Annotated in this window: 11 protein-coding genes; all 11 read left to right on the top strand. The window is 37.6% G+C overall.

The genetic code is table 11. The features are described 5' to 3' along the window. Nucleotides 1–275 precede the first annotated feature (275 nt). The 11 genes from AC13DP_RS08960 to AC13DP_RS08910 all read left to right on the top strand — a co-directional run bounded on the left by AC13DP_RS08960 (nucleotide 276) and on the right by AC13DP_RS08910 (nucleotide 25744). The gene (locus AC13DP_RS08960; RefSeq protein WP_483067629.1) at nucleotides 276–2522 is read left to right on the top strand and encodes a GH92 family glycosyl hydrolase; all 2247 of its coding nucleotides are present in this window, start codon (nucleotides 276–278) and stop codon (nucleotides 2520–2522) included. A gap of 45 nt (nucleotides 2523–2567) precedes the next feature. Then, nucleotides 2568–4895: a glycoside hydrolase family 20 protein gene (locus AC13DP_RS08955; RefSeq protein ID WP_483067628.1), complete on the top strand. Its 2328-nt coding sequence runs from the start codon at nucleotides 2568–2570 to the stop codon at nucleotides 4893–4895. Nucleotides 4896–4901: 6 nt separating this feature from the next. Beyond that, a complete protein-coding gene (locus tag AC13DP_RS08950) occupies nucleotides 4902–7142 on the top strand; it encodes a GH92 family glycosyl hydrolase (RefSeq protein WP_483067627.1) in 2241 nt (746 codons plus the stop codon). Between the two features lie 213 nt (nucleotides 7143–7355). Continuing rightward, the gene (locus AC13DP_RS08945; RefSeq protein WP_272959075.1) at nucleotides 7356–10754 is read left to right on the top strand and encodes a SusC/RagA family TonB-linked outer membrane protein; all 3399 of its coding nucleotides are present in this window, start codon (nucleotides 7356–7358) and stop codon (nucleotides 10752–10754) included. Nucleotides 10755–10764: 10 nt separating this feature from the next. After that, nucleotides 10765–12630 carry a SusD/RagB family nutrient-binding outer membrane lipoprotein gene (locus tag AC13DP_RS08940; protein WP_228249425.1) on the top strand — a complete coding sequence of 622 codons (1866 nt, stop codon included), beginning with the start codon at nucleotides 10765–10767 and terminating at the stop codon, nucleotides 12628–12630. A gap of 64 nt (nucleotides 12631–12694) precedes the next feature. Further along, a complete protein-coding gene (locus AC13DP_RS08935; RefSeq protein WP_272959590.1) occupies nucleotides 12695–15274 on the top strand; it encodes an alpha/beta hydrolase in 2580 nt (859 codons plus the stop codon). Between the two features lie 430 nt (nucleotides 15275–15704). Beyond that, on the top strand, nucleotides 15705–18743 hold the full coding sequence (locus tag AC13DP_RS08930; RefSeq protein WP_272959589.1) for a SusC/RagA family TonB-linked outer membrane protein: 3039 nt from the start codon (nucleotides 15705–15707) through the stop codon (nucleotides 18741–18743). A gap of 6 nt (nucleotides 18744–18749) precedes the next feature. Next, nucleotides 18750–20324, top strand: a complete 1575-nt coding sequence (locus AC13DP_RS08925) for a RagB/SusD family nutrient uptake outer membrane protein (RefSeq protein ID WP_483067626.1) — start codon at nucleotides 18750–18752, stop codon at nucleotides 20322–20324. Nucleotides 20325–20415: 91 nt separating this feature from the next. Further along, nucleotides 20416–22806, top strand: a complete 2391-nt coding sequence (locus AC13DP_RS08920; RefSeq protein WP_483067625.1) for a glycoside hydrolase family 3 N-terminal domain-containing protein — start codon at nucleotides 20416–20418, stop codon at nucleotides 22804–22806. A 15-nt stretch (nucleotides 22807–22821) separates the two neighbouring features. After that, complete coding sequence (locus tag AC13DP_RS08915; RefSeq protein WP_483067624.1) at nucleotides 22822–24276, top strand: alpha-L-fucosidase; 1455 nt, start codon at nucleotides 22822–22824, stop codon at nucleotides 24274–24276. 7 nt (nucleotides 24277–24283) lie between these two features. Further along, nucleotides 24284–25744: an alpha-L-fucosidase gene (locus AC13DP_RS08910; RefSeq protein ID WP_483067623.1), complete on the top strand. Its 1461-nt coding sequence runs from the start codon at nucleotides 24284–24286 to the stop codon at nucleotides 25742–25744. The last annotated feature ends 3 nt before the right edge of the window (nucleotides 25745–25747 follow it).

Below are 25747 nucleotides of genomic sequence, written 5' to 3'. Positions count from 1 at the left end.
TCAAAAATTGAACGTGAAATTTGAAGCGAAAATTCCGTAAAATTTCAGGCTGTTTGAGACGTAGTCGAGTTTCTGAAATTTAAGGATTGAGGGATAAATTTAGTTCAAGGTTTGTAAGCCTAGACTTTTTTGTTTCTTTTTATTGCATCCGACGACCGCAGGGAGAGGAATGCCTACGAAAAAAAAGAAAGGAGTTCGATTAAGTTCTAAGATATAAGTATAGAAAGTTAATCACTTAGAATAAAACTGAAGGCTAAAAGCTAACCGCTAAAAAAATGAAATTAAAATTCTTAGGAATAGCTGCATTACTGATGATTTTTTCCTGTAAGAAAGAAGAAACTAAAGTTAGTGCAACATCAGATGAAAAACTAACAGCATTTGTAAATCCGTTTATAGGGACAGACGGGCCGGGGAATACCTATCCGGGAGCCACTACACCTTACGGAATGGTACAGCTAAGTCCTGATATTGGTATTGGTGGTTGGGATCGTATTGCCGGATATTTTTATCAAGATTCTATTATTACCGGATTTTCGCATATGCACTTAACAGGCACTGGCGCCGGGGATCTTTATGATATTTTGGTGATGCCAACTAACAGTAAGTTTTCTGAGCGTATTCCAGAGAATAATCATAAACCATTTTCTGCATTTAGTCATGATAAGGAAGTAGCTTCCCCGGGATACTATTCGGTACGGCTTTTAGATTATGATATTAAGGCAGAACTCACTGCAACACCAAGAACCGGAATTCAGCGGTTCACATTTCCTAAAGATTCACTGTCTCAAATTCATGTAGATCTTGGTTACGCTTTAAACTGGGATAAAGCAACCAATACGCATATAAAAGTCGTCAATGATTCGGTTATTGAGGGCTATCGAAAGTCTACGGGATGGGCAAAAGACCAGCGTGTGTATTTTGTAATGAAGTTTTCTAAAGCTTTTAAGGATTTTGAGATTTTAGAAGATGGAGAAGAAGTACCAGCAAATGAAATCACTGCTAAAAACACCAAAATCATCCTGAATTACGAGACAACTTCAGAAGAACAAATTGTTGTGAAAACCGGAGTGTCTTCAGCAAATATAGAAGGTGCTTACGCCAGTTTAGAAACCGAAGCACCTGATTTTAATTTTGACAACTATCGTGAAAATGCGGATGAGATTTGGGAAAAAGAACTTCAGAAGATAAGAATAGAAACACCAGATAGCAATCAAAAATCAGTGTTTTACACCATGATGTACCAATCGATGTTGGCACCAACTTTACTAAGTGACCCTAATGGGAATTACAAAGGTGCGAATGATAGTATCGAGCATGCAAACGGATTTAATCGTTATGATACCTTTTCGCTTTGGGATACGTTTAGGGCGGCACATCCACTTTATACTATTATTCAGCAGGAAAGAGTTCCAGATTTTATAAAATCGATGTTGGCGCATTACCAGGAAACCGGATTATTGCCTGTTTGGTCGATGCAGGGAAACGAAACCAATATGATGTTAGGATATCACTCGGTTCCGGTAATTGTAGATGCTTATTTTAAAGGTTTTGATTTTGATGCAAATCTGGCTTATGAAGCTTGCAAAGCCAGCGCAATGACGAGCGCGAGAAAAATCGATGTTTTTGCAGAAAAAGGCTACGTGCCCGCTGAAGAAAAGGAAGGCGATTGGAGTGTTTCTAAAACTTTGGAATATGCTTACGACGATTGGTGTATTGCAATGTTTGCCAAAGATTTGGGGAAAGAAGACGATTATCAATATTTCTTAAAACGTTCTGGGTACTGGAAGAACACTTATGATAGTAAGACAAGCTTCTTTAGAGCAAAAGATAAAAATGGTCAGTTTATAGCAGGATTTAATAGCAAGGATTACTCCGATTATTTTAGTGAAAGTAATGCCTGGCAATATTACTGGTTTGTGCCACAGGATATTCCGGGGTTAATCAAAACTACCGGTGGAGAAGAACGCTTCACGCAAAAGTTAGATTCGATGTTTTCTCTTCATCCTACGGAAGACGATAAGTTGCCTATTTTTAGTACAGGAATGATTGGACAGTATGCACATGGAAATGAACCAAGTCATCATGTAGCCTATTTATATGATTATATCGGTAAACCTTCTGAAACGCAGAAACTGGTTAGGCAAATCCTTAATGAACAATATAAAAATGAACCAAACGGGCACTGCGGGAATGAAGATTGTGGGCAAATGTCTTCCTGGTATATCTTTAGTTCGATGGGCTTTTACCCTGTAAACGCAGCACAGGGAACTTATATGTTGGGTGCACCGTTATTTGAATCGGCTGAAATTAATCTGCCGGGCGGTAAAAAATTCAATATCAAAACCTCCAATTTCACTGACGAAAATCTGTTTGTGGCCAATGTGAAGTTAAATGGAGAAGATCTGGATCGTGCTTATATTACGCATGATGAAATTGTAGATGGAGGCGAGTTGTTGTTCGAGATGAGTAAAAAACCGGTAGATAAAGTTTTAAAAACCCCAAAACCGAATACAATCTATTAATATTCGGTAAATCTAAATACCTTTTATTCTCAAAATCATGATGATATGAAATTGGTTAAAATTTTGCTTCTTTTTAGTGTACTTAGCACTCTTAGTTGTGTAGAAAAGGAAAATCCTTCATTTACAAAAGATGATTTGGTGCTTATTCCGCAGCCAGAATCACTAAAACTCAATAAAGGAAGCTTTGAAGTTAATGGAAATACCAAAATTGTAATTCCGCAGGATAGTTTAGTTTCAGTTTCGTCAATTTTGAATGATCTTTTTAAAAGAGCTGCCGGATTTGAATTGGAAACATCTGTAGATGCTCATGCAGAAAACAATATTCAGCTAAAAATAAATTCAGAAATTGCTAAAGAGGCTTATGAGCTTAAGGTAACTTCAGAAAATGTGATTTTAGAAGCAAATTCCAAACTAGGATTTGTGTATGGAATGGAAACCATCAGACAATTACTTCCTAAGGAAATAGAAAGTGGCTCAAAAGTATCGGATATTGAGTGGTATATTCCTAATGTTGAAATTACCGATGCACCACAATATTCATATCGTGGGAATATGTTAGATGTTTCCCGCCATTTCTTCGGAAAAGAATACATTAAAAAACATATCGACCGACTCGCATTTCTAAAACTGAATACGTTTCATTTTCATTTAGTAGACGATCAGGGTTGGAGAATTGAGATCAAAAAATATCCAAAATTAACTGAAGTCGGAGGCTTTAGAGTTGATCAGGAAGATAGCCACTGGAATGCGAGAACCAAAAACGAACCAGATGCCAAAGCTACGTTTGGTGGATTTTATACGCAGGAGGATATTAAAGAAATTGTAGCCTATGCACAGGAAAGAGGCATCAGGGTAATTCCAGAAATCGAGATGCCGGCGCACGTAATGAGCGCTATTGCTTCGTATCCTTGGTTATCGTGTACAGGAGAACCTATTGCAGTTCCCTCGGGTGGTGTTTGGCCAATTACCAGTATTTATTGTGCAGGAAAAGAATCGACTTTCGAATTTTTGGAAGACGTGCTGAGTGAGGTGATGCAATTATTTCCGGGAGAATATATTCATGTTGGTGGTGACGAGGCCACTAAAACCAACTGGGAAAACTGTCCTGATTGCCAACGAAGAATTGAGGAAGAAAGGCTTGCTGATGAAGATGAGTTGCAAAGCTATTTTATGAAACGTATCGAGAAATTTTTAAATAAAAATGATAGAACACTTATTGGGTGGGACGAAATTTTAGAAGGAGGTCTGCCTGAAGAAGCGACCGTAATGAGTTGGCGTGGTTTTGAAGGTGGATGGGAAGCTTCTGCTGCAGGTCACGATGTGATTATGACACCAACCAGCCATTTATACTTTGATTATTATCAGGGAAGCCCGGATAATGAGCCTGTTGCTTTTAATGCATTTACGCCCTTAAAGCGAGTGTATGAATTTCGTCCGGTTTTAGATTCGATGAGTGTGGAACAAAAGAAACATGTATTAGGAGGCCAGGCGAATCTTTGGTCAGAATATGTGCCGACTGAGGCTCATTCAGAATATATGTTGTTTCCCAGATTAGCAGCTTTAGCCGAGGTGGTTTGGAGTCCTGAGGACAAGTTAGACTGGAAAGATTTCTCGGTAAGAATACGTAAAATGATGGAGCGTTTTGAAGTGATGGGCATCAATTATGCAAAAAGTGCTTATGCGGTTCAGTCAGAATCTGAGATTGATCTTGAAACAGGAGAAATTACTATTAGTCTGCAATCTGAATTTCCAAATACCGAAATTCGTTATGCTTTAAACGGAGAAGAATTAAATGCCGAATCGAACTTATATGAAAATGAAATAAAAGTTGATACCGATACTCAGCTTAAAGCTGCAGTTTTTAAAAATGGTAAAGTGATGGGGGCGGTTTTAGATAAAACTTTTAAGTTTCATAAGGCGGTGGCAAAACCGGTTATTTATAAATATCCTTATAATCAAAATTATGCCTCTTCAGGAGAAACAGCCCTTGTAAACGTTTTAAAAGGAAGTAAATATTTTAAAGACGGCCGTTGGCAGGGTTGGATCAATAATCCTGCAATTATTACGATTGATCTGGAAAAAGAGACCAGCGTTAGTGAAGTGATTGTGGGAAGTTTGGAAGAGCAGGGCACAGGGATTTATTTTCCGCAGCAATTAAAAGTGGAAGTGTCCAAAGATGGAAAAAACTTTAAGGAGGTAGCTTCCTTAAAAAGAGATTATCAAACCAATCCGGGAGCAAAAATCGACAATTTTAAGATGGGATTTGAGCTTCAGGAAAATATCCGGTTTGTTAGAGTAAGTGTAGAACCATTAGCAAAAACTCCCAATGGAGGAGGTGCATGGTTGTTTTTAGATGAAATTCAGATAAAATAATATTCGATGTTTTTAGTAAGAAATATTTTTTCAGCAGTAGTTGTAATTATTAGTGTTCAGGTGGCTTCGGCACAAACCAGTTTTGATCCACTTCCTTATGTAAATCCTTTTATAGGAACTTCAAATTACGGCGCAACTAATCCTGGGGCGATTGCCCCAAGAGGGATGGCAAGTGTATCGCCATTTAATGTTGCCGGGAAAATAGATTTAAACCCACTGGAAAAAGATAGTCAATGGTTATCAAACCCATACGTGCATGAGAATCAGTTTTTAACTGGTTTTAGTCATGTAAATATGAGCGGCGTAGGTTGTCCTGAACTCGGTGTAATTATTACCATGCCTACCACCGGAGACTTAGAAACAGATCATATAAAATACGGAACTACATATTCTGAAGAAACTGCGGAGGCCGGATATTATGCTGTACAACTAGATAAATATAAAGTAAAAGCTGAAGCTACCGCAAGTACCCGAGCCGGCGTGAGCCGGTACTCATTTCCGGCTGGAAAATCGAATGTGTTACTGAATTTGGGGTTAGGTTTAACCAATGAACAGGGTGCTATGGTTCGTGTGGTTTCTCCTAATGAAATAGAAGGTATGCGAATGGTGGGAAGTTTCTGTTATAACAATGCTGAAGCTGCATACCCTGTATATTTTGTAGCAAAATTCTCTAAACCGGCCGATGATTTTGGAGTTTGGAAGACGCCTTATAAATACGAGGGTCTAGAATCACAATGGATGGGTTACAATGGTAAAACCCGAATCAAAAAAGGCTTTACAAGAGAAGTGGTTGGGGATAGTATTGGAGCATATATGACTTATGATTTTGCAACACCGCAGGAAGTTGAAGTGAAAATTGGAAAGTCTTATGTAAGTATTGAAAATGCTCGTGAAAATTTAGAACAAGAAGTTGGCGATGCAACTTTCGAAGAAGTTTTAGCAGAAACTCAGCAAGCCTGGAAAAAAAAGTTACAGGTTGTAGAAGTTGAAGGTGGTACAGAGGATGAGAAAACGATTTTTTATACCGCTTTATATCATACACAAATTCATCCTAACACTTTAAATGATGTCAACGGTGAATATCCTGAAATTGCAACCGGGAGAATCGGGAAAACCGATGGGACACGCTATACCACTTTTTCTTTATGGGATACCTATCGTAATTATCACCAGCTAATGAGCTTGCTGTATCCTGAAGAACAATTAGATATGGTAAGGTCGATGTTAGAAATGTATGATGAAAATGGATGGTTACCAAAATGGGAATTAAACTCAACTGAAACCTTTACCATGGTCGGTGATCCGGCTGCAGTGGTTTTAGCAGATACGTATTTACGTGGTTTAACCGATTTTGATGTGGAAAAAGCCTACGGCGCCATGCTAAAAAGTGCATTGGATACTACTAATAATCCGCTGCGCCCAGGCTTGAAGGAGTATATTGATAATGGTTATTTAGGAGTTGATGGCGATGTACCAGGACCTGTGTCTACCACTCAGGAGTATAATATTGCAGATTATGCTATCGCTCAATTGGCTAAAAAATTAGGGAAAAAGGAAGATTATAAGCAATTTTTAAAGCGCTCGATGTCCTATAAGAAATTGTATAATCCGGAGACAAAATTTATTCAGCCAAAAAACAGTGATGGTAGCTGGTTTGCTGAATTTGATCCCTTAGCCGGAGCTAATTTTGCTCACAATCCTGGCTATATTGAAGGAAATGCCTGGCAATATTTATTTATGGTTCCACACGATATCCAAGGACTTAAAAAATTGATGGGTGGAAATAAGAAATTCGAAGCTCGTTTAGATGAGCTTTTCGAAAAGGATCAGTTTGATATGGCTAATGAACCTGACTTTGCTTACGGTTATCTTTATAATTTTATTCCGGGTAAAGAATATAAGGCTTCAGAAAAAATACATGAGTTAATCGCTACCTATTATAAAAATGCACCTGATGGAATTCCCGGTAATGATGATACTGGTACCATGAGTGCCTGGGTGATTTATTCGATGATGGGGATTTATCCAATTACTCCGGCAGAACCAGTATATACATTTGTGGTTCCTACATTCAATAAAATTATATTACACCTTAATCAGGACTATTATGAGAATCCAGAACTGATTATCGTAAAGGATTCAATTTCTAAAGGAAAACTTAAGATTGAAGTAGATGGTGCAAAGTTCACAAAACCATTATTTGATTTAAGTAAAATTAACTTTCCTAAAAAAATAAAGTTTCTTTAATACATAGCTTATTTTCTTAACTAATCATTTTTATTTAAGGGAGTTTCATGTTTTATTAGTGTACGAAAACGGTTTCTTGTTGTGGTTGTTTAGCTATCGAGGAGTGTTGTCCGTCGATTTTTTTTTATTTTCTTTAACATTATATAGACTTTTAAGATAAGTTTAATAGTTACAACAATCTATTAACATTAATTAACTCAATAAATATGGAATATGGTAAAAAAAATTACTCTATTATTTCTGTTAATGGTAGGTGCACTTTGCGCTTATTCGCAACAACAGGTTCTTGAAGGTACTGTAACCGAAGCAGAAACAGGAATGCCGTTACCGGGCGTTACGGTTTTGGAAAAAGGTACTACAAATGGTACTTCAACTGATTTTGAGGGCGAGTTTGCTATACGTGTTACTGGGGATGCTATCCTGGTATTCTCGATGATTGGCTATGAGTCGCAAGAAGTTCCTGCCTCAGGTAATTTAAACATTCAGTTAAGCGTAAGCAGTGAAGCCTTACAGGAAGTTATGGTAACAGCACTTGGTATCAAAAGAGAAACCAAACAGCTAGGGTATGCTATGAGTGAAGTGGCTGGGGAGGAATTGGTACAAACCAATACAATCAATCCCGTTAGGGGGCTTCAGGGGAAAGTTGCCGGTGTGAGCATAGGTACCTCTGATGGGGGCTTATTTGGTAATTCCAAGATTCAAATTAGAGGTGTTTCCTCATTAAGCTCCAGTAATAACCAACCAATTTTTGTAATTGACGGTGTTATTCTGGACAACAATACCTCTAATGAAAGTGCAGATTGGTCTGCCAGCTCGAACGATTACGGTAATATTCTAAAAAACCTTAATCCAGACGACTATAAAAGTATCTCGGTGCTAAAAGGGGCTGCTGCAACCGCACTATATGGTTCAAGAGGGATTAATGGAGTGATTCTTATTGAAACAAAGAGTGGAGAAGGAACAAAAGGTTTAGGTGTAAGCGTTAGGCAGAGTGTAGGTGTAGATTATGTATTTAAACAACCAGGTCTTCAAAACGAATTTGGTCCTGGTACTCTTCCGGGATATGTAAGCTACGGCGAGCAAAAAGAAGATGGTAGTTATTATCGGTTTTCTCCTCAGTTTTATTATAATAGCGAGGGGAATCCTACCTTGATCAACCATCCTGGAGGCGGTTTAAGTTTTGGTCCAAGATTTGACGGACGACCTATCGAAGATTATGACGGTACAATGATACCCTATCGCGCTCAAAACGATAACATGAAGGATGCCTATGAAACAGGATGGAACCATAATACATACGTCGCATTGCAGGGAGGTAACGAAAAAGGTAATTTTTATTTATCTGATTCATATTCCGAGAGAACCGGTATTCTTCCAAATAATAGTTTCGATAGAAATACCTTATCTTTTCGCGCAGCTTATAATCTGGCTCCGTGGTTAAGAGCAAACGGATCTGTTTCCTTTACACAATCCAAAGCGAAAAATGCCAGGAACGATTTTTCTCAGTCTTATTTTGAAGGCACTTTTGAAAGAATTTATAATACTGAAAAATATCAGGAGCGTAAGTACTGGCAGGCTCCACATGGAGGATTGCCAAGTACAAATTATGGCGATGAATTTGCTTTTGCACCTGGTAGTGGATTATGGTTTGGTTTTTTTACCGGTGATGACGTGCAGAAAGAAACAGTAGTACGCCCTATAGTGAGCCTTTCGGCAGATATTACTGATTGGATGACCCTCTCTGTAGAAGGGAATATGAACTATTATGGTACTCGTTATGAAAGCAAGAGTCTTGGGTCTGGATATGCAAATGAAGGTGGTGGGTATACATTAAATCATTCCCGCGACCTAACGCGTAATGGTAAAATAACATTGAATATGGATCGGAATATTACAGAGGATATTGGTGTGAATGTACTATTAGGTGGAGAATTATGGGATCAGGAACGTTCCTATAGTAATGTGAGAACTGATGGAGGATTAATTGTACCTGGAAGATACTTTATTCAAAATTCCAGAAGAAATCCAATAGGAACAGCGGCAGTTTCCGCTACAAAGCAAATTAATTCACTTTATTTCTTATCCAGTTTTGATTATAAGGATCAGTTATTTTTGGACATTACAGGTAGAAATGACTGGTCATCAGCACTCGTTTATTCAGATGGAACCGGTAATTATTCTTATTTTTATCCTTCTGTTTCCTCATCCTGGATTTTTGATCAGACATTTGACTTACCTAATTGGGTGACTTTCGGTAAGTTAAGGGCGTCCTGGGCACAGGTGGGTAGTGATACCGATCCGTTCTCTATTAACCGAGGTTACAGTATAGATTCTTATGAAATGCCTGGTGGTGGTTTTGTAAATACTAATACTGTAAATACAACTTCAGTAGACCGTAGTATTGAACCAGAACGTAAAAATTCTTTCGAGGTTGGTGCCGATATAAGATTTTTTAATAATAGAATAGGTCTGGATGTTGCTTATTATGATGAAACCATCAACAATCAGATTGGTTCTATTCCTATTCCAAGAGAAAGTGGATATGGTAATTTATTAACCAATATAGGTAGCTTAAGCAATTATGGTTTAGAAGTAACCTTGAATGTAGTGCCGGTTAAAACAAATAATTTCAAATGGTTATCAACTTTTAACTATTGGAGAAATACAACAAAAGTAAGAGACCTACATGAAGACTATGGTGAATTTAAAGTCCTTGGCGGAGATATAGCTTACGGTAATTTTAGAATAGGATCAGTAGCTTTTGAAGGAGGAGAATATGGTGTGTTAATGTCTGATAGTAAAGCGAAAACCTGGCAATCTACCAATGAAAATGGAGATCCAATAGATGATCCAAGAAACGGAATGCCGCTTTTAAATTATAGCGATTCCAGACGTGGAGCTTTGTTTATAAGAAGTGGTGAGCCAGAAAGAGTCGGTAAAATTCAACCAGATTTTGAAGGATCATGGAGTAATGAGTTTACTTACAAAGGATTATCACTTTCGTTTTTATTAGATGCGAGAATAGGGGGGCATATGGGATCTTACTCAAGTCGTTATGGGACAGCCTATGGATATCTAGATGCTTCTTTAAGAGGTAGAGATACTGATTTTGGTGGAGTTTCATGGACATCACAGTATGCAGATACACAGGGACAACAATATACTGATGGTGTTATTCCAGAAGGTGTTTTTCAACCAGGTCAAATGGTTACTGCTCCTAACGGAAACTCGGTAAATGTAGGCGGAATGACCTTTCAGGAAGCATATGATCAAGGATTAGTAGAACCAACACATGCCGGTTTTTATCATTACTTTCGTAATTCTTGGGGCAATGGTGTAGTGAACAGTGACTGGTTTAAAGAGTTAAAATATGTGGCCTTCAGAAATATAAGTATAGGATATAATTTACCTAAAAGTTTAAGTGAGCGATTAAATGCCAAGAATTTATATGTTGGTTTAAATGGTCGAAATTTGGGATACTTGTATAATTCTATGCCCAATGACATTAATCCTGAAAGTTTCAGGGGTACAACAAGTTCAGACTCTTTTAGAGAAAGAGCTTTTGCCCCTTATCAGGCAAGCTATACTTTAACAGTTTCTATAGACTTTTAATAATATTAAGATGAAAAATAAATTTAAAATATCTATTTTTTTCTTATTTGCAATTTTAGCAAGTAGTTGTGATAGGGAAGACTTTGCAGATCTAAATAGTGATCCTTCTATTAGCCAGGATGCTGAGTTAAGATTTTCGATTACCAAAGGAATCGAACAAATGTATGGGAATGACTATACTTCATGGTTTTATGATGCATTTGATTATGCTTACCCATGGTCTCAGGTAATTACTGGCTCCTCGGGTGGGGGAAATACTGAAGGACTTGTAGAAATGGGAAGTGCCGGAGGGTTTCAGCATATTTATAACTTTATTATTCCCAACATGAGAGACGTTCGTGCAAGGATAGATGCGATGCCGCAGGAAGAACAGGAAGAAATGCAGGCTATGCGCGCAATGACCTATCCCATACAAATTCTTCCGGTAATGCAATATTCAGACTTTTACGGTTCAGTAATTTATTCTGAGGCGGGTCTTGCACCCTATACCAGTCCACCATTAATAACGCCTGCTTTTGACACTCAAGAGCAACTTTTCGATATATGGCTAGAAGAACTGGATATGGCAATACAAGGATTACTTGCAGCTAATCAATTCGATATAGGAAATCAGGATATTATATACGGAGGGGATTATCATAAATGGGCAAAATTCTGTAACCTGTTAAAGCTTAAAATTGCTGCCAGACTCGTAAATGCAAATCGTACGAAGGCTATTTCAATAGTAGAAGAGGTCGTAAATTCCCCAGCGGGTTATATGGCCTCCTTAGATGATGATTTCATTTATAGACGGGGGATAAATTATTTTGGAACGGGAGAAACCACGCAACCCGGAATTGGAGGTATAAACCTTATTGATTTTATGGTAGATAACCGTGATCCTAGGCTTCGGGTGGTTTTTGAAAAAAATTCTTTTAACGGTGAAGTAGTACAGGCCTTTATAGATGCTGGTCAACAACTTCCGCCTTATGTAGAGCAGTACGTAGAATTTGATAATTCTGGAGACTTTTCCGGATGGTCTGGTCCCGGCGAGCCCTGGGTAAGATATTTTGGAGTACCCCTGGCTCCAGAAGCTACAATTAATAGTGCTAATCAATATTATTTTAATCAGGGTGTAACCAATAGGATTAGCCTTGATGGTGTAGAAAGAGCGTATTCCTCTACTTCAAGTTTTAATGAGAGGGTAGTAAGAACAGGGTATCCTTTTACCTATCCCACAAGACCTGGAGGTCGAGTATTAGAAATTAGAAATAATTATCCTCCTCTTGAAGTTATTTTAGGCTCATCTGCTGAGACTTATTTTTATCTTGCGGAATTTAAATTATTGGGAGCGAATATTACCGGATCAGCGCAGGATTATTTGAATTCGGGGGTCGAATTATCCGTACGAAGATTAGATCAGTTAGCTAATAATAATGGATTTCCTTATTATGAGAGTGATCCTGTATACACAGATGCTGATATGGCGCAAGAGGCCGCAAGTATGCTGAAACCGGGTGAGATCGATAATTTACTAATGAAACCTGCTTATGATCTTTCTACAAATGCTTTGGAAAAGGTTTATATTCAGCAATACATCAACTTTTTAGGTACTCCTGGGGATGTTTGGACTACCGTACGCCGTTCTGGAATTCCAAAGCGTAATAGTGACTATTTACCATGGGATCAATTGTTGGCAAGTGGTAGCGAACTCATTATTCCACGAAGGTTTATGATTAACGCTCCTAGCGCAGATAATCAAAACTATCAAAATTTAAGAAGCGCTTATGAAGAACAAGGGTTTACTACGGGAACCAATGATCCTTCTATCCTTAATCAGGAGCGAATCTGGTGGGATGAAAATAATCCAGATTATGGACAAGGGCCAATAAATTAATTCAGTATCATTATAGAAAAAGGGGAGTTCACTCCCCTTTTTTGTCTAAAAAATTTTAAGCTTGATGATAAAAAAAATTATCAGCATATTTCTATTACTAAGTTCTTTTACTTTCTTTTCTCAACAAAAACAAGGCAATATTGTAGAGTATTTTGGAAAAGAGAAAGTGAATGATGTTAGTGAAGGAGATGTGGTTTACATTTTTGAAGAGGGCCTAATTTTGCCGTTTTCTGGTGTTCCATTCAATAGTGCCTCTGTTAAAAATGATGCGGTCTTTATGGATGCTCTTACTAACGGTATGGACATTTTTGAAGGAAAACAGGTAATTAACCATTTTAATGGAGAACAGATTAAATGGGAATTTGTAAAGGTTGATGGGAGTAGTGAATTTCATGATAGTAGACTACAGCGCAATGGCTATCTTTACTTAGAGTATAATTCTAGTTCAGAAAAAATATTGCTTTTCGAGGCTTCTGGGCATACCAATGCCATTATAAACGGATTGCCTCATGAGGGAGAGCATTATGATTTTGGATGGAGCCTTATACCGATTAAGCTTAAAAAAGGTGAAAATAAGTTTTTGCTTTCCGGGGGACGTTTTCCACGTATACGAGCACGACTTTTAGAAAGTTTTAAACCGGTAGAGTTTACCATGAGGGATCTTACTTTGCCAGATATGCTAAAAGAAGGAAGTACGCCATTATGGGGAGCAATCCGGATAATAAATGCTAAAGATGGCTGGTTGAAAGGAGCCAAAATTAGGGTAGAAATTAACGATGCCTCAAAAGAAACTTTTCTTGGAAATATTGCTCCATTAAATGTAAGGAAAGTACCCTTCCAGATTCCGGTACCTTCCAATCTTGGAGATGCTGATATGGTACAGGCGAAACTTTATCTGCAGGATCATCAAAACAATATCATCGATACTGTTACTATAGAGCTGGCGGTAAAATCAAAATACAATCATCATAAAAACACCTTTTTAAGCGATATTGATAACAGCGTTCAATACTATAGCGTGGCGCCATCTTTAACGAAAGATAAAGAAAATCAAGCCATGTTCTTGTCTGTTCATGGAGCATCTGTAGAAGCTGTAAATCAAGCCAATGCTTATAAGCAAAAAGATTGGGGGCATGTTGTTGCGCCTACCAATCGAAGACCCTTTGGTTTTGCCTGGGAAGACTGGGGCAGGCTGGATGCACTGGAAGTTTTAAATCGAGCGGAGGAATTGCTTCATACCGATCCTAAACATACCTACCTTACCGGGCACTCTATGGGCGGGCATGGTACTTGGTATCTGGGAGCTACCTATCCCGACCGTTTTGCGGCCATTGCACCTGCCGCTGGTTATCCTGATCTTTTAGGCTACCGGCAGAGTTTTATCAATCGCATGGCTAGTGAGGATTTTCAGAAAAGGTTTGGAATGAGCGAAGAGGAATTTAAAATAAAAATTTCTGGAAATATTAGTGATGCAACCGAAAAAGATGTGGATTCCATGATCCGTAGGGCGGGAAATCCTAGCCGTACCTTAAAATTGATGAGAAATTACCTGCATTATGGAGTTTATATTCTTCATGGCGATTCTGATAATGTAGTGCCTACTTTTTTAGCACGCGATATGCGGGAGAGGTTAGGGAAGTATCATAATGACTTTGCCTATTATGAATACCCTGGAGGGGAACATTGGTTTGGTGATGAGAGTGTAGACTGGCCTCCTATCTTTTATTTCTTTAATAGAAGGGAAATAAAAAATGACAGTGAAATTGATAAAATAAATTTTTCGACTGGCTCCCCAGGCGTTTCGGCAGGTTCACACTTCATCAAAATAGTTCAACAAGAAGAACCATTCGAGATCAGTAATTTCGATTTCGAACGTACAGAAAATGGTTTCAATTTAAATACTTTGAATATTTCGGTTTTATCGATAAATGTTACAGCTATGGAGCCTTCAGCCTTTAGCGTGATAAATATAGACGGTCAGGAGCTTGATATTCCGATTACAGGTATGCTATATTTGAAAAAATCATCGGAAAAATGGGAGATTTCGGAAAAACCGTCAGCATCAGAAAAAAGTCCTTTACGTAATGGCGGATTTAAGGATGCGTTTAGACATAACATGGTATTCGTTTATGCTAGCCGGGGAAATAAACAAGAAAACGACTGGTATTATAACCGAGCAAAATTTGATGCTGAAAAATTTTGGTATCGTGCCAATGGAAGCATTCAAATTGTAAAGGATACAGATTTTAGAATTTCAGATTTTAAAGATCGAAACGTGATCATTTACGGTAATAAATCTAATAATGCAGCATGGAAAATGCTGCTTAAGAACTCACCTATACAGGTTAGCAATAATGAAATACAAATTAGAGATAAAGTCTTAAGAGGGAACCAATACGGAGCTTATTTTATCTATCCGAAACCAAATAGTGATTTTAACAGTATAGGAGTCGTTACCGCAACTGGTATTAAGGGAATGCATGCAGCTTATGCTAATGATTATCTGGAAAACGGAACCTTTTATCCTGATGTTATCATATTTGATGAAAAAATGCCAAAGCAAGGTTTGTCTGGAGTGAAATTTACCGGGTTTTTTGGTAATGACTGGTCTATAGAAAATGGAAAATTTATCTGGAATCAATAAATAATGGATTGGGTTAAATAGCTTCAATATTATTTCGTTTTGTGGATTTAACCAGAATGTTTCGGCATTCTGGTTTTCTGTTTTTATAGTTTTCAATATTAAAAGTGAAACTTAAAAAGTTAACATTTTGTATTTGAAGAGCCTCAAACGTTTTCATTAAAATTTAGGCAGGATTTAAAATTTTGATAAATCGATTTAGTATTGAATAATATATAAGTTAAAATTAAAAAAATTGAATTAGTATTTAAACTTTAATTAAAATTATAAGTAAATTGTACTTAATGATTAAATTTATTATGAAGTTGTTTGTCTATTCAAAGCAGTTGTCCGTCGATTTTATTTTAAGAAACTTAACTTATTTATAACATTTAAGATAAAATTGGTAGTTATGAACTATTGATTTCTGTACTAACTAAAATTAAACACAAGTATGATTAAAAAAATTATTTTTTCGTTTTTGCTTGTTTTGGGACTAACTCAAATGGTTATTGCTCAATCGCAAACAGTGAAAGGAACCATTACAGAAGCAGAAACAAAAATGCCTCTGCCAGGGGTTACTGTTATGGAAAAAGGTACTTCTAATGGAACATCAACCGATTTTGATGGAAATTTTTCTTTAGAGGTAGGTGAAGATGCAACATTGGTTTTCTCAATGATTGGTTATGTTACTCAGGAAATTCCTGTCACAAGTGATGATGTTAATGTGGAAATGGCTACAGATACTGAAGCTCTCGACGAAGTTGTGGTAACAGCTTTAGGGATCAAAAGAGAATCGAAAGCATTAAGTTATGCTTCTCAAACTTTAGGATCTGAAGAGGTTACAAAAGGCAAAAATGTAAACTTTGCTCAGGGGCTTAATGGTAAAGTTGCTGGTGTACAGATTAGACAGGGAACAGCAGGAGCTGGTAGTTCCACTAAAATTCAATTAAGAGGTGCGAAAAATATTACTTCTTCAAATCAGCCTTTATTTGTAATTGACGGTATTCCTATGGCGAACTATCAAACATCAGATGCTAATGGTTTTTATGGAGGTAGAGATAGTGGGGATGGTTTATCTAATATTAATCCAGAGGATATTGCTAGTGTGACAGTGCTCAGAGGGGCTAACGCTGCTGCACTTTATGGTAGCCAGGGTGCAAATGGTGTAATTCTTATTACTACAAAACAAGGCGAAGAAGGCAAAACAAGAATAAATATTAGTTCCACAACTCAGGTGGAAAGAGTTTACGATTATCCTGATCTTCAATTTAGATACGGAGCAACAGGTGAGCCAGGAGCAGATTCAAGCTGGGGAGAGCCAGGTAATTATAAAAATTATGTAGACGACTTTTTTGATACAGGTATTACTTTGCAAAATGCTATTTCCTTAAGTGGAGGTAACGATAAAACAACTACTTATTTTTCTTATGCTAATACTCATTCTAATGGAACTATGCCAACCAATGAGTTTAATAAAAATAACTTAACTTTTAAACAAACATCTAAGTTTTTTGATGATAAGGTCAAGGTATCTTCTAATGTTTTGTTAACAGATCAAAGAGTAGATAACAAAATGTTGAATGGATATTATTTCAATCCATTATTAGGTTTATATACTTTCCCAAGAGGATTAGACTTTGATGAATATGCGACTAACTATCAGGTTTTAGATCCACAAAGAAATATTATGACGCAAAACTGGCCAATCTTAGGTAATAGTGAAGCGAACATGAACCCTTACTGGATTTTAAATAATACTCCAAATACAGAAAGAACAAAGCGTTTTATAGGAAATGCATCTATAGAATATAAAATTTCTGATGCACTTACTCTAACAGGTCGTGGAAGTTATGATTTTACTCGTCAAATATATGAGCAAAAAGTTATGGCGGGAAGTAGTCCTGTAGTATCAAGTGACAATGGTCGTTACGTTTATGAGAATGTTGAGAGCTGGCAAGCGTATACCGATATGATCTTAACCTACGATCAGCAATTTGGTGAAAATTGGGATTTCCATGGATTGGTGGGAGCAGCTTACCAAAAAAGAATTATTGGAGATGGAATATCTGTAGATAGTAATACTTTTGGATTATATGCTCCAAACGAATTTACTATTCAAAACATTACACAACTACAGGCTTTCACTAATGCGCAGTCGCTCAACTCAAGATTAGTTAAACAATCAGTTTTTGCTAATGCCTCTATAGGTTTTAAGGATATGGTATTCTTAGATGTTTCTGCTAGAAATGATTGGGCATCAACATTATCTTTCACAGATAATTCTTCATATTTATATCCTTCAGCAGGTATTACATTCCTACCTAGTGCTGCATTCGAGTTACCTGAATTTATATCTTATACCAAAGTGAGAGCCTCTTTTGCTCAGGTAGCCAACGAGGTTCCTGCATTCAGAACCAATCCTATTAATTCACCTGCATTTAATCAAATCAGCTTTAATAATACACAACCATTTACCGAATTAAAACCAGAAATTCAGGATAACTGGGAATTTGGTGCCGATTTTAGGTTTTTTAATAGTAGGGTTAATTTGAGTGCGACATATTATCAAATCGATAGTAGAGATCAATTTTTACCACTACAGGCGATTCTTGGAACGGTTTGGCAAACATATTATGTTAATGCAGGTCATGTAAGAAATTACGGTGTAGAACTAACATTAGGAGCTGATATTTTTAAGAATGATGATTTTACTTGGAATTCCACTTTTAACTTCACACATAATGACAATGAGATACTTGAATTAACAGATGAGCTTAACGGACAGAGAAATAGTATTGTTGGTGGCGGAGGAGAAGGATATGATACTTATATCGTAAAAGGAGGATCTTTAGGAGATATTTATGTAAATGCATATACCAGAGACGAAAATGGAAATATCGTAGTTTCTGATGATGGAATTCCCGTCAATGCAAATACTACAGAAGGCATGAAATTGGTAGGCAATGCTAACCCAGATTTTATGTTGGGATGGAATAACTCTATGAATTTTAATAACTTTAGTTTAAGCTTTTTGATTGATTCTAGATTTGGCGGAAAATTTGTGTCGCAAACTGAAGCTTATCTTGATGCCTTAGGTGTTACAGAAGCAACTGCAAACGCTAGAGATGCAGGAGGTGTTCAGGTTGATGGTGTTTTAAATGACGGCACACCATATAGTGGCGTTGTTGATGCAAGAGATTATTATACTGGTGTAGGAGGTAGAAACGGAATTAAAGAGCGATATGTTTATGATGCTACCAATATTAGGTTAAGACAATTTACTCTAGGGTACAACTTTAGTTTTGATGAAGATAGTTTTATGAAAAACCTGAATGTTTCTTTAGTAGGAAATAATCTATTCTTCTTCTACAATGATGCGCCAACCGATCCTGATTTTGCAATTAGTACAGGAAATGGAACTCAAGCGGTGACAAATTTTGGTCCTCCGATTACCAGAAACTTTGGTTTAAACCTATCAGCTAACTTCTAATTTAAGATGATGATGAAAAGAATATTTAACACAATATTAGCAGCTACGGCACTTTTTGCTGTAACAAACTGTACCGATGATTTTGAGGAAATTAATACCGATCCTTACGGTATCACAGACGAGTCTGCAGAACAAGACGGTAATAACATTGGAGGTTTTGTAAGAGCTATGCAGGCATATGTTAGGACCATTGATGGAGGCTTACAGGTAGAAGAAAATCTTACAGGGGATGCCTTCTCACAATTTTTGGTACCTCCAACTCCATTTGTTTCTAACAGAAATAATGTGACCTATGCCTTTTCATGGTACGATAGACAGATGAACCTTAAGTACAACAATATTATGTCTTACGTGGGAAGATTTGAGACAAATAACGTACAGGAAAATTATCCGCATTTTTTCGCTTGGGGACTTATCCATAAGGTTTTTGCAATGCATAAAGTTACCGATAACTATGGGCCAATTATGTACAGCCAATATAATACTTCTCCTAGTTTTGTGCCTTATGATAGTCAGGAGCAGGTTTATACACAGTTTTTTGCAGAGTTAGATCAGGCAGTAGCTACTTTAGAAGCTTATGTTGATAATACAGAGTTTATTCAGTTCGATACATCAACGCTAAATGGAGATGTATCGCAATGGATTAGAGCTGCAAATTCTTTAAGATTGCGTTTAGCCATGAGAATAGTAAAAGCTAATCCTACTCTTGCTCAACGGGAGGCAGAAAAAGCTATCTCTAATCAATACGGAGTAATGGAAAGTAATGAAGATAATCTAATGATGTCTTTACAAGGAAATATGCATCCACTTTGGATGTTTAGTAATAGCTGGCAGGATACAAGAATGTCTGCTACCATGGAATCTATTCTTGGTGGGTACGATGATCCACGTTTACCAATTTATTTTCAGCCAGCAACAGATGAAGAAGTAGCTGGAGAATTTAAAGGAATTAGACAGGGTATCGCGATCTCATCTAAAAATACCTACGTAAATTTCTCAGCAATAGGAACAATGTTTGGTTCCGCTACAGATGTTAAGATCATGACCGCTTCAGAAGTTGCTTTCTTAAGAGCAGAAGGTGCTTTAAGAGGTTGGAACATGGGAGGTTCGGCAGAGGATTTTTATGCTCAGGGTGTACAACTTAGTTTTGATGAATTTGATGCTGCAGGAGCTAGTGAATATTTAGCTGATGCTACCAGTACTTTCGCAGACTATACAGATCCTAAAAATCCTGAAAACAGCTTTTCTGGATCTAGTGATGTGACTGTAGCCTGGGACGAAGCTGCTTCGAACGAGCTTAAGTTGGAAAAAATAATCACTCAAAAATGGATTTCTTTATTTCCTAATGGTCAGGAAGCCTGGTCTGAATTTAGAAGAACGGGATACCCGAAATTGATTCCAGTGGTAGTGAATTACAGTGGAGGGTTAATTAGTACAGAGGAATTTGTAAGAAGAACACCATTTCCTACAGTAGAGTATAATACACATAATGAAGGCGTACAAACCGGTGTTGAACTTCTTGGAGGTCCAGACAATGGGGGAACCAGAGTTTGGTGGGATACTGGTGCTGCTAACTTTTAAAATAAAACAAGCTTTTGGATTGTTTCTGTTTAGTTAGGTGAAAACTGGTTGGTGAATAGCCAACCAGTTTTCCTTTTAAAATTTAAAATTGATGAAAAAGTTTTGCCTTGGTTTTTTACTGATTTCAAATTTCCTGAGTGCTCAGGATCTTAAAGATGCGCCTTACAAAAACAGTGAACTTAGCATAAAGGAGAGAGTAGAAAACTTGATTTCTTTAATGACGCTTGAAGAAAAAATTGGTCAGCTAACCACGCCACTTGGTTGGAAAATGTATAATAAAGAAGCAGGAAGTAAGGCGAGCTTAAGTGAACTTTATAAAGAAGAAATCAAAAACAGGCATATTGGTGGTTTATGGGGATTGTTAAGAGCCGATCCCTGGACACAAAAAACTTTAGAAACCGGTTTACATCCAAAAGAAGCAGCAAAGATTACCAATGCAATACAAAAATACGCTATTGAAAATAGTCGTTTAGGAATTCCATTATTATTAGAAGAAGAGGCGATGCATGGGCATATGGCAGTAGGGACTACGGTATTTCCAACTGCGATAGGTCAGGCGAGTACCTGGAATCCCGATTTGATCAAAAAAATGGCTCACGTTATAGCCAGGGAAATTAGGGCACAGGGAAGTAATACGGCTTATGGGCCAATTATCGATATTGCCAGAGAACCCAGATGGTCGCGAGTAGAAGAAACTTTTGGAGAAGATCCTTACCTGATTGCTGAAATGGGAAAGTCTATGGTAACAGGATTCCAGGGGAGCCACGAGAGTCATTTAAAGTCTAATGAGCATGTTGCTGCTACTTTAAAACATTTTGCGGCTTATGGAGTTTCAGAAGGCGGACATAATGGGGCTGCAGTACACATAGGGCAACGTGATCTATTTCAAAATTATATGTATCCGGTAAAAGAAGCCGTGGATAATGGAGTGATGTCGGTAATGACAGCTTATAGCTCGATTGATGGTGTTCCCAGTACGGCTCATAAAAATTTATTGACAAATATTCTTAAGGAGAAATGGGGATTTAAAGGTTTTGTGATTTCAGATTTGGCAAGTATTGAAGGTCTTTTAGGAGATCATCATATTGTAGATACTGAAGAAGATGCCGCAGCTATGGCGATGAATGCCGGTGTAGATGTGGATTTGGGAGGAAATGGTTATGATGATGCCTTGATTGCTGCCGTGAATGCCGGAAAAGTTGCTGAAGAACGAATCGATGAAGCCGTAAGACGAATTCTTACTGTGAAATTCAAATTAGGGCTTTTTGAAAATCCTTATGCCAATGAAAAACAGGCTGAAAAAATTGTTAGAAATTCAGAACATATAGAGCTGGCTAGAGAAGTTGCTCGCCAATCAATTACAATGCTTAAGAATGAAGACAATATACTTCCATTAAATAAAGAATTACATAACATTGCGGTAATTGGGTCTAATGCAGATATGCAATATAATCAGTTAGGAGATTACACCGCTCCGCAGTCCGAAGAAAATATAATCACCGTGCTAGAAGGTATTCAGCATAAAATGACGAATGCCAATATCGAATACGTAAAAGGAACTGCCGTTCGCGACACTACTCAAACTAATATTCCGGCTGCAGTAGAAGCTGCAAAAAATGCAGAGGTGGCTATTGTGGTTTTAGGAGGTTCGAGCGCAAGAGATTTTAAAACCGAATATTTAGAAACAGGAGCGGCTACCATTTCCTCCAAAGAAGATCAGGTGTTAAGTGATATGGAAAGCGGCGAAGGATATGATCGTTCTACCCTTAACTTAATGGGGAAACAGTTAGAGTTGCTTCAGGCAGTTGTAGCAACTGGTACGCCAACCGTTTTAGTTTTGATAAAAGGTCGCCCATTATTACTTAACTGGCCAGCAGAAAATGTTCCTGTAATTTTGGACGCCTGGTATCCAGGTCAGGAAGGAGGTAGTGCTATTGCCGATGTAATTTTCGGTGATTTTAACCCGGCAGGCAGATTACCCGTTTCAGTACCAAAGTCTTTAGGACAAATTCCGGTGTATTATAATTACTGGTTTCCAAATAGAAGAGATTATGTAGAGACCGATGCTAAACCATTATATCCATTTGGGTATGGTTTAAGCTATTCAGAATTTAAGTATTCAGATTTAAAAGTGGCAACTTCCGGGAAAGGGAGAAATACTAAAATAGAAATCAGTTTAAAAGTATCTAATACAAGTAAAGTCGATGGTGATGAAGTCATTCAGCTTTACATTCTTGATATGGTGAGTACTGTACTTAGCCCGGTAAAACAGCTACGTGCATTTGAACGTGTTTCTATAAAAGCAGGAGAAACAAAAACTGTTCAATTCGAATTACTTCCGAAGGAATTATCACTATTTGATACTGAAATGAAGCAAAAAGTGGAGGCAGGAGAATTTAAGTTGATGATCGGTGCTTCGTCTGAAGATATTCGACTGGAAACTACTTTTAAAATTCCGGAAACAATTATACTTTCTAAATAAAAAATAAACTCACGAATGTCGAAATTCAATACCTTAAAATCATTTTTAGTACTGGTAGTTCTTGTTAGTGTACAGACGCTGCAAGGGCAAAAACAGGAAGAGGACGAGCACGGTGTACATGGTCGCTCTGAAGAATATATTGCTCCCTCAGATCCGAAGGTTCTGGGGAAATTGGATAAATGGGGCGATCAAAAATTCGGAATGCTAATCCACTGGGGCGTTTACGCTGTGCCAGGAATTATGGAGAGCTGGAACTTATGCTCTGAAGATTGGATAGAGCGTGATAGCACCATTGCCTATAATGATTATAAGAAATGGTACTGGAATTTAGATAAAATCTTTAATCCGGTAAATTTTGATCCTGATAGTTGGGCTGATGCTGCAGAAGCAGCCGGAATGAAGTATGTAGTTTTTACGACCAAGCATCACGATGGATTTAATATGTTTGATACCCAGCAAACTGATTATAAGATCACTAATGGTCCTTTCCAAAATCATCCAAAGGCAAATGTGGCAAAATATGTTTTTGAAGCCTTTAGAAAAAAAGATTTTATGATTGGAGCTTACTATTCTAAACCCGATTGGCATTCGCAATATTTCTGGTGGGATAAATACGCTACTCCTAATAGAAACGCAAATTATGATATCGAGAAATACGATTGGCGTTGGAACAAGTTTAAAGAATTTACTTATAACCAGATAGAAGAGTTAATGACGGATTATGGTAGTGTAGATATTCTTTGGTTGGACGGCGGTTGGGTGCGACCAAAAGAAACCGTAAACGATGAAGTTAGAGCCTGGGGAGCACCAATTCCGGATTTTAGTCAGGAGATCGATATGCCTAAAATAGCCGCAATGGCAAGAGAGAAGCAACCAGGGATTATTTTTGCAGACCGTACAGTTCATGGGCCTTATGAGAATTACCAAACACCAGAGCGTAAGATTCCTGAAACCAAATTAGATAATCCATGGGAAAGTTGTTTGCCATTAGGTAACAACTGGGGCTATGTACCTAACGATCCTTTTAAATCATCTACCAAAGTTATCCAAAATCTTGTAGAAGTGGTAGCTAAGGGCGGAAATATGCTTCTGGGGGTAGGCCCCCAACCAGACGGTACTTTACCACTGGAAGTAGTAGCAAAATTAGAAGAAATAGGTGTGTGGCTGAATAAAAATGGAGAAGCAATCTATGATACGTATGCCATTGATGATTACCAGGACGGGAACATTTATTTTACTCAAAATGCTAAGAAAACTTTTGCTATAGCAATGTTTGAAGATGGAGAATCTCTACCAAAAACTATAAGTTTTAGTAAAAATTTACCTTCAGAAAACGCTAAAATCAAGTTACTGGAAACCGGAAAGAAAGTTGATTTTAAACTTAAAGATGGGAAAGTAGAAATTAGCCTTCCGAAGGAAATTCGTTCGAGAAAAAATAGTTCAGGAATTGCATTTTCAATAGAAAATTAATAAAGATATGATTAAAAATCTAAATAAAACTATTGCAACTATTGGTGTGGCCAGTCTTTTATTTGCCTGCCAGGAAAAACAGGAAGTAAAAGAACCACAGGCTATTGGTCCAACGCCAAGTAAAGAACAACTGGCTTGGCATGATATGGAAATGAATGCATTTATTCATTTTACAACCAATACGTTTACCGGTAAGGAATGGGGATATGGAGACGAATCTCCTGAAATTTTCAATCCAACAGACCTTGATGTAGATCAATGGATGGAGACATTGCAAAAAGCAGGTTTTAAAGGAGTGATCTTAACGGCAAAGCATCATGATGGTTTCGCGCTTTTCCCTTCAGATTATACCGAACATGATATCGCAAATTCACCGTATAAAGATGGTAAGGGAGATTTAGTAAAGGAGGTTGCAGAATCGGCTAGAGCGCATGGTCTAAAATTCGGTATTTATCTCTCTCCATGGGATCGTAATCGTGAGGATTATGGTGAGCCATCCTATGTAGAATATTACCGCAATCAATTAAAAGAAGTGTTTACAAACTACGGTGATATCTTCGAGATGTGGTTTGACGGCGCCAATGGTGGTGATGGATATTATGGCGGCGCTAATGAGGAACGTAGGATCGATAAACAAAATTATTACGACTGGCCAACAACTTTGGCAATGGTGGAAGAAATGCAGCCTACAGTATTATTTTTTAGTGATGCCGGTCCAGATTTGCGTTGGGTAGGTAACGAAGATGGGGTAGGAGGAACAACAAACTGGAATACCATAACTCCAGATACCCTTTATGCCGGGAAACCAGGGATTGGGGATATTTTGCAAACAGGCTCTGAAGATGGTACAGATTGGATTCCAGCTGAGGTGAATACTTCCATCCGCCCGGGTTGGTTTTATCATAAGGAAGAAGATTCTTTAGTTAAGTCGCCAGAAGAGTTATTTACGACGTATCTGCAATCCGTAGGAAGAGGTTCTACTTTGTTGCTTAATATTCCGCCAGATCAGAGAGGGCAGTTTCATGAAAATGATGTGGCTTCTTTGTTAGGGATGCGAAAAATTATTGATAGTGTTTTTGCTGAAAATTTAACCAAAAATGCAAAAATTTCGGCAAGTAATTATAGAGGGAAGTCAGAAGCTTACGCTCCGTCCAATTTAATTGATGACAATGCCGATACCTATTGGGTGACCGATGAGGGAATAATCGACTCTTCCGTAGAGATTATGTTTGATTCTGCTAAAACGGTTAATTTTGTACTATTACAGGAAAATATAGCATTAGGACAACGCGTAGAAAAGTTTCATATTGCAGCAATGATCGATGGTGAATGGGAGCAAGTTGCTGAAGGCACTACGATTGGTTACAAAAGAATACTTGAAATTCCTTCCGTAGAAACGACAGCGATTAAAATTGAGTTTGAGGCAGCAAAAGCTACCCCTGTAATTAGTAATCTTGAAATTTATTAAGGT

The sequence above is a fragment of the Zunongwangia sp. L-65 genome, from assembly GCF_056859415.1.
Note: the sequence above shows the minus strand (reverse complement) of the source record. Positions and strands in the feature narration are given on the sequence as shown.

What these genes read in the sequence shown, in the direction of transcription:
- AC13DP_RS08935 (WP_272959590.1), top strand. Translation starts at nt 12,695, where the DNA reads ATGATAAAAAAAATTATCAGCATATTTCTATTACTAAGTTCTTTTACT.
- AC13DP_RS08955 (WP_483067628.1), top strand. Translation starts at nt 2,568, where the DNA reads ATGAAATTGGTTAAAATTTTGCTTCTTTTTAGTGTACTTAGCACTCTT.
- AC13DP_RS08920 (WP_483067625.1), top strand. Translation starts at nt 20,416, where the DNA reads ATGAAAAAGTTTTGCCTTGGTTTTTTACTGATTTCAAATTTCCTGAGT.
- AC13DP_RS08910 (WP_483067623.1), top strand. Translation starts at nt 24,284, where the DNA reads ATGATTAAAAATCTAAATAAAACTATTGCAACTATTGGTGTGGCCAGT.
- AC13DP_RS08945 (WP_272959075.1), top strand. Translation starts at nt 7,356, where the DNA reads ATGGTAAAAAAAATTACTCTATTATTTCTGTTAATGGTAGGTGCACTT.
- AC13DP_RS08950 (WP_483067627.1), top strand. Translation starts at nt 4,902, where the DNA reads ATGTTTTTAGTAAGAAATATTTTTTCAGCAGTAGTTGTAATTATTAGT.
- AC13DP_RS08925 (WP_483067626.1), top strand. Translation starts at nt 18,750, where the DNA reads ATGATGATGAAAAGAATATTTAACACAATATTAGCAGCTACGGCACTT.
- AC13DP_RS08940 (WP_228249425.1), top strand. Translation starts at nt 10,765, where the DNA reads ATGAAAAATAAATTTAAAATATCTATTTTTTTCTTATTTGCAATTTTA.
- AC13DP_RS08960 (WP_483067629.1), top strand. Translation starts at nt 276, where the DNA reads ATGAAATTAAAATTCTTAGGAATAGCTGCATTACTGATGATTTTTTCC.
- AC13DP_RS08930 (WP_272959589.1), top strand. Translation starts at nt 15,705, where the DNA reads ATGATTAAAAAAATTATTTTTTCGTTTTTGCTTGTTTTGGGACTAACT.
- AC13DP_RS08915 (WP_483067624.1), top strand. Translation starts at nt 22,822, where the DNA reads ATGTCGAAATTCAATACCTTAAAATCATTTTTAGTACTGGTAGTTCTT.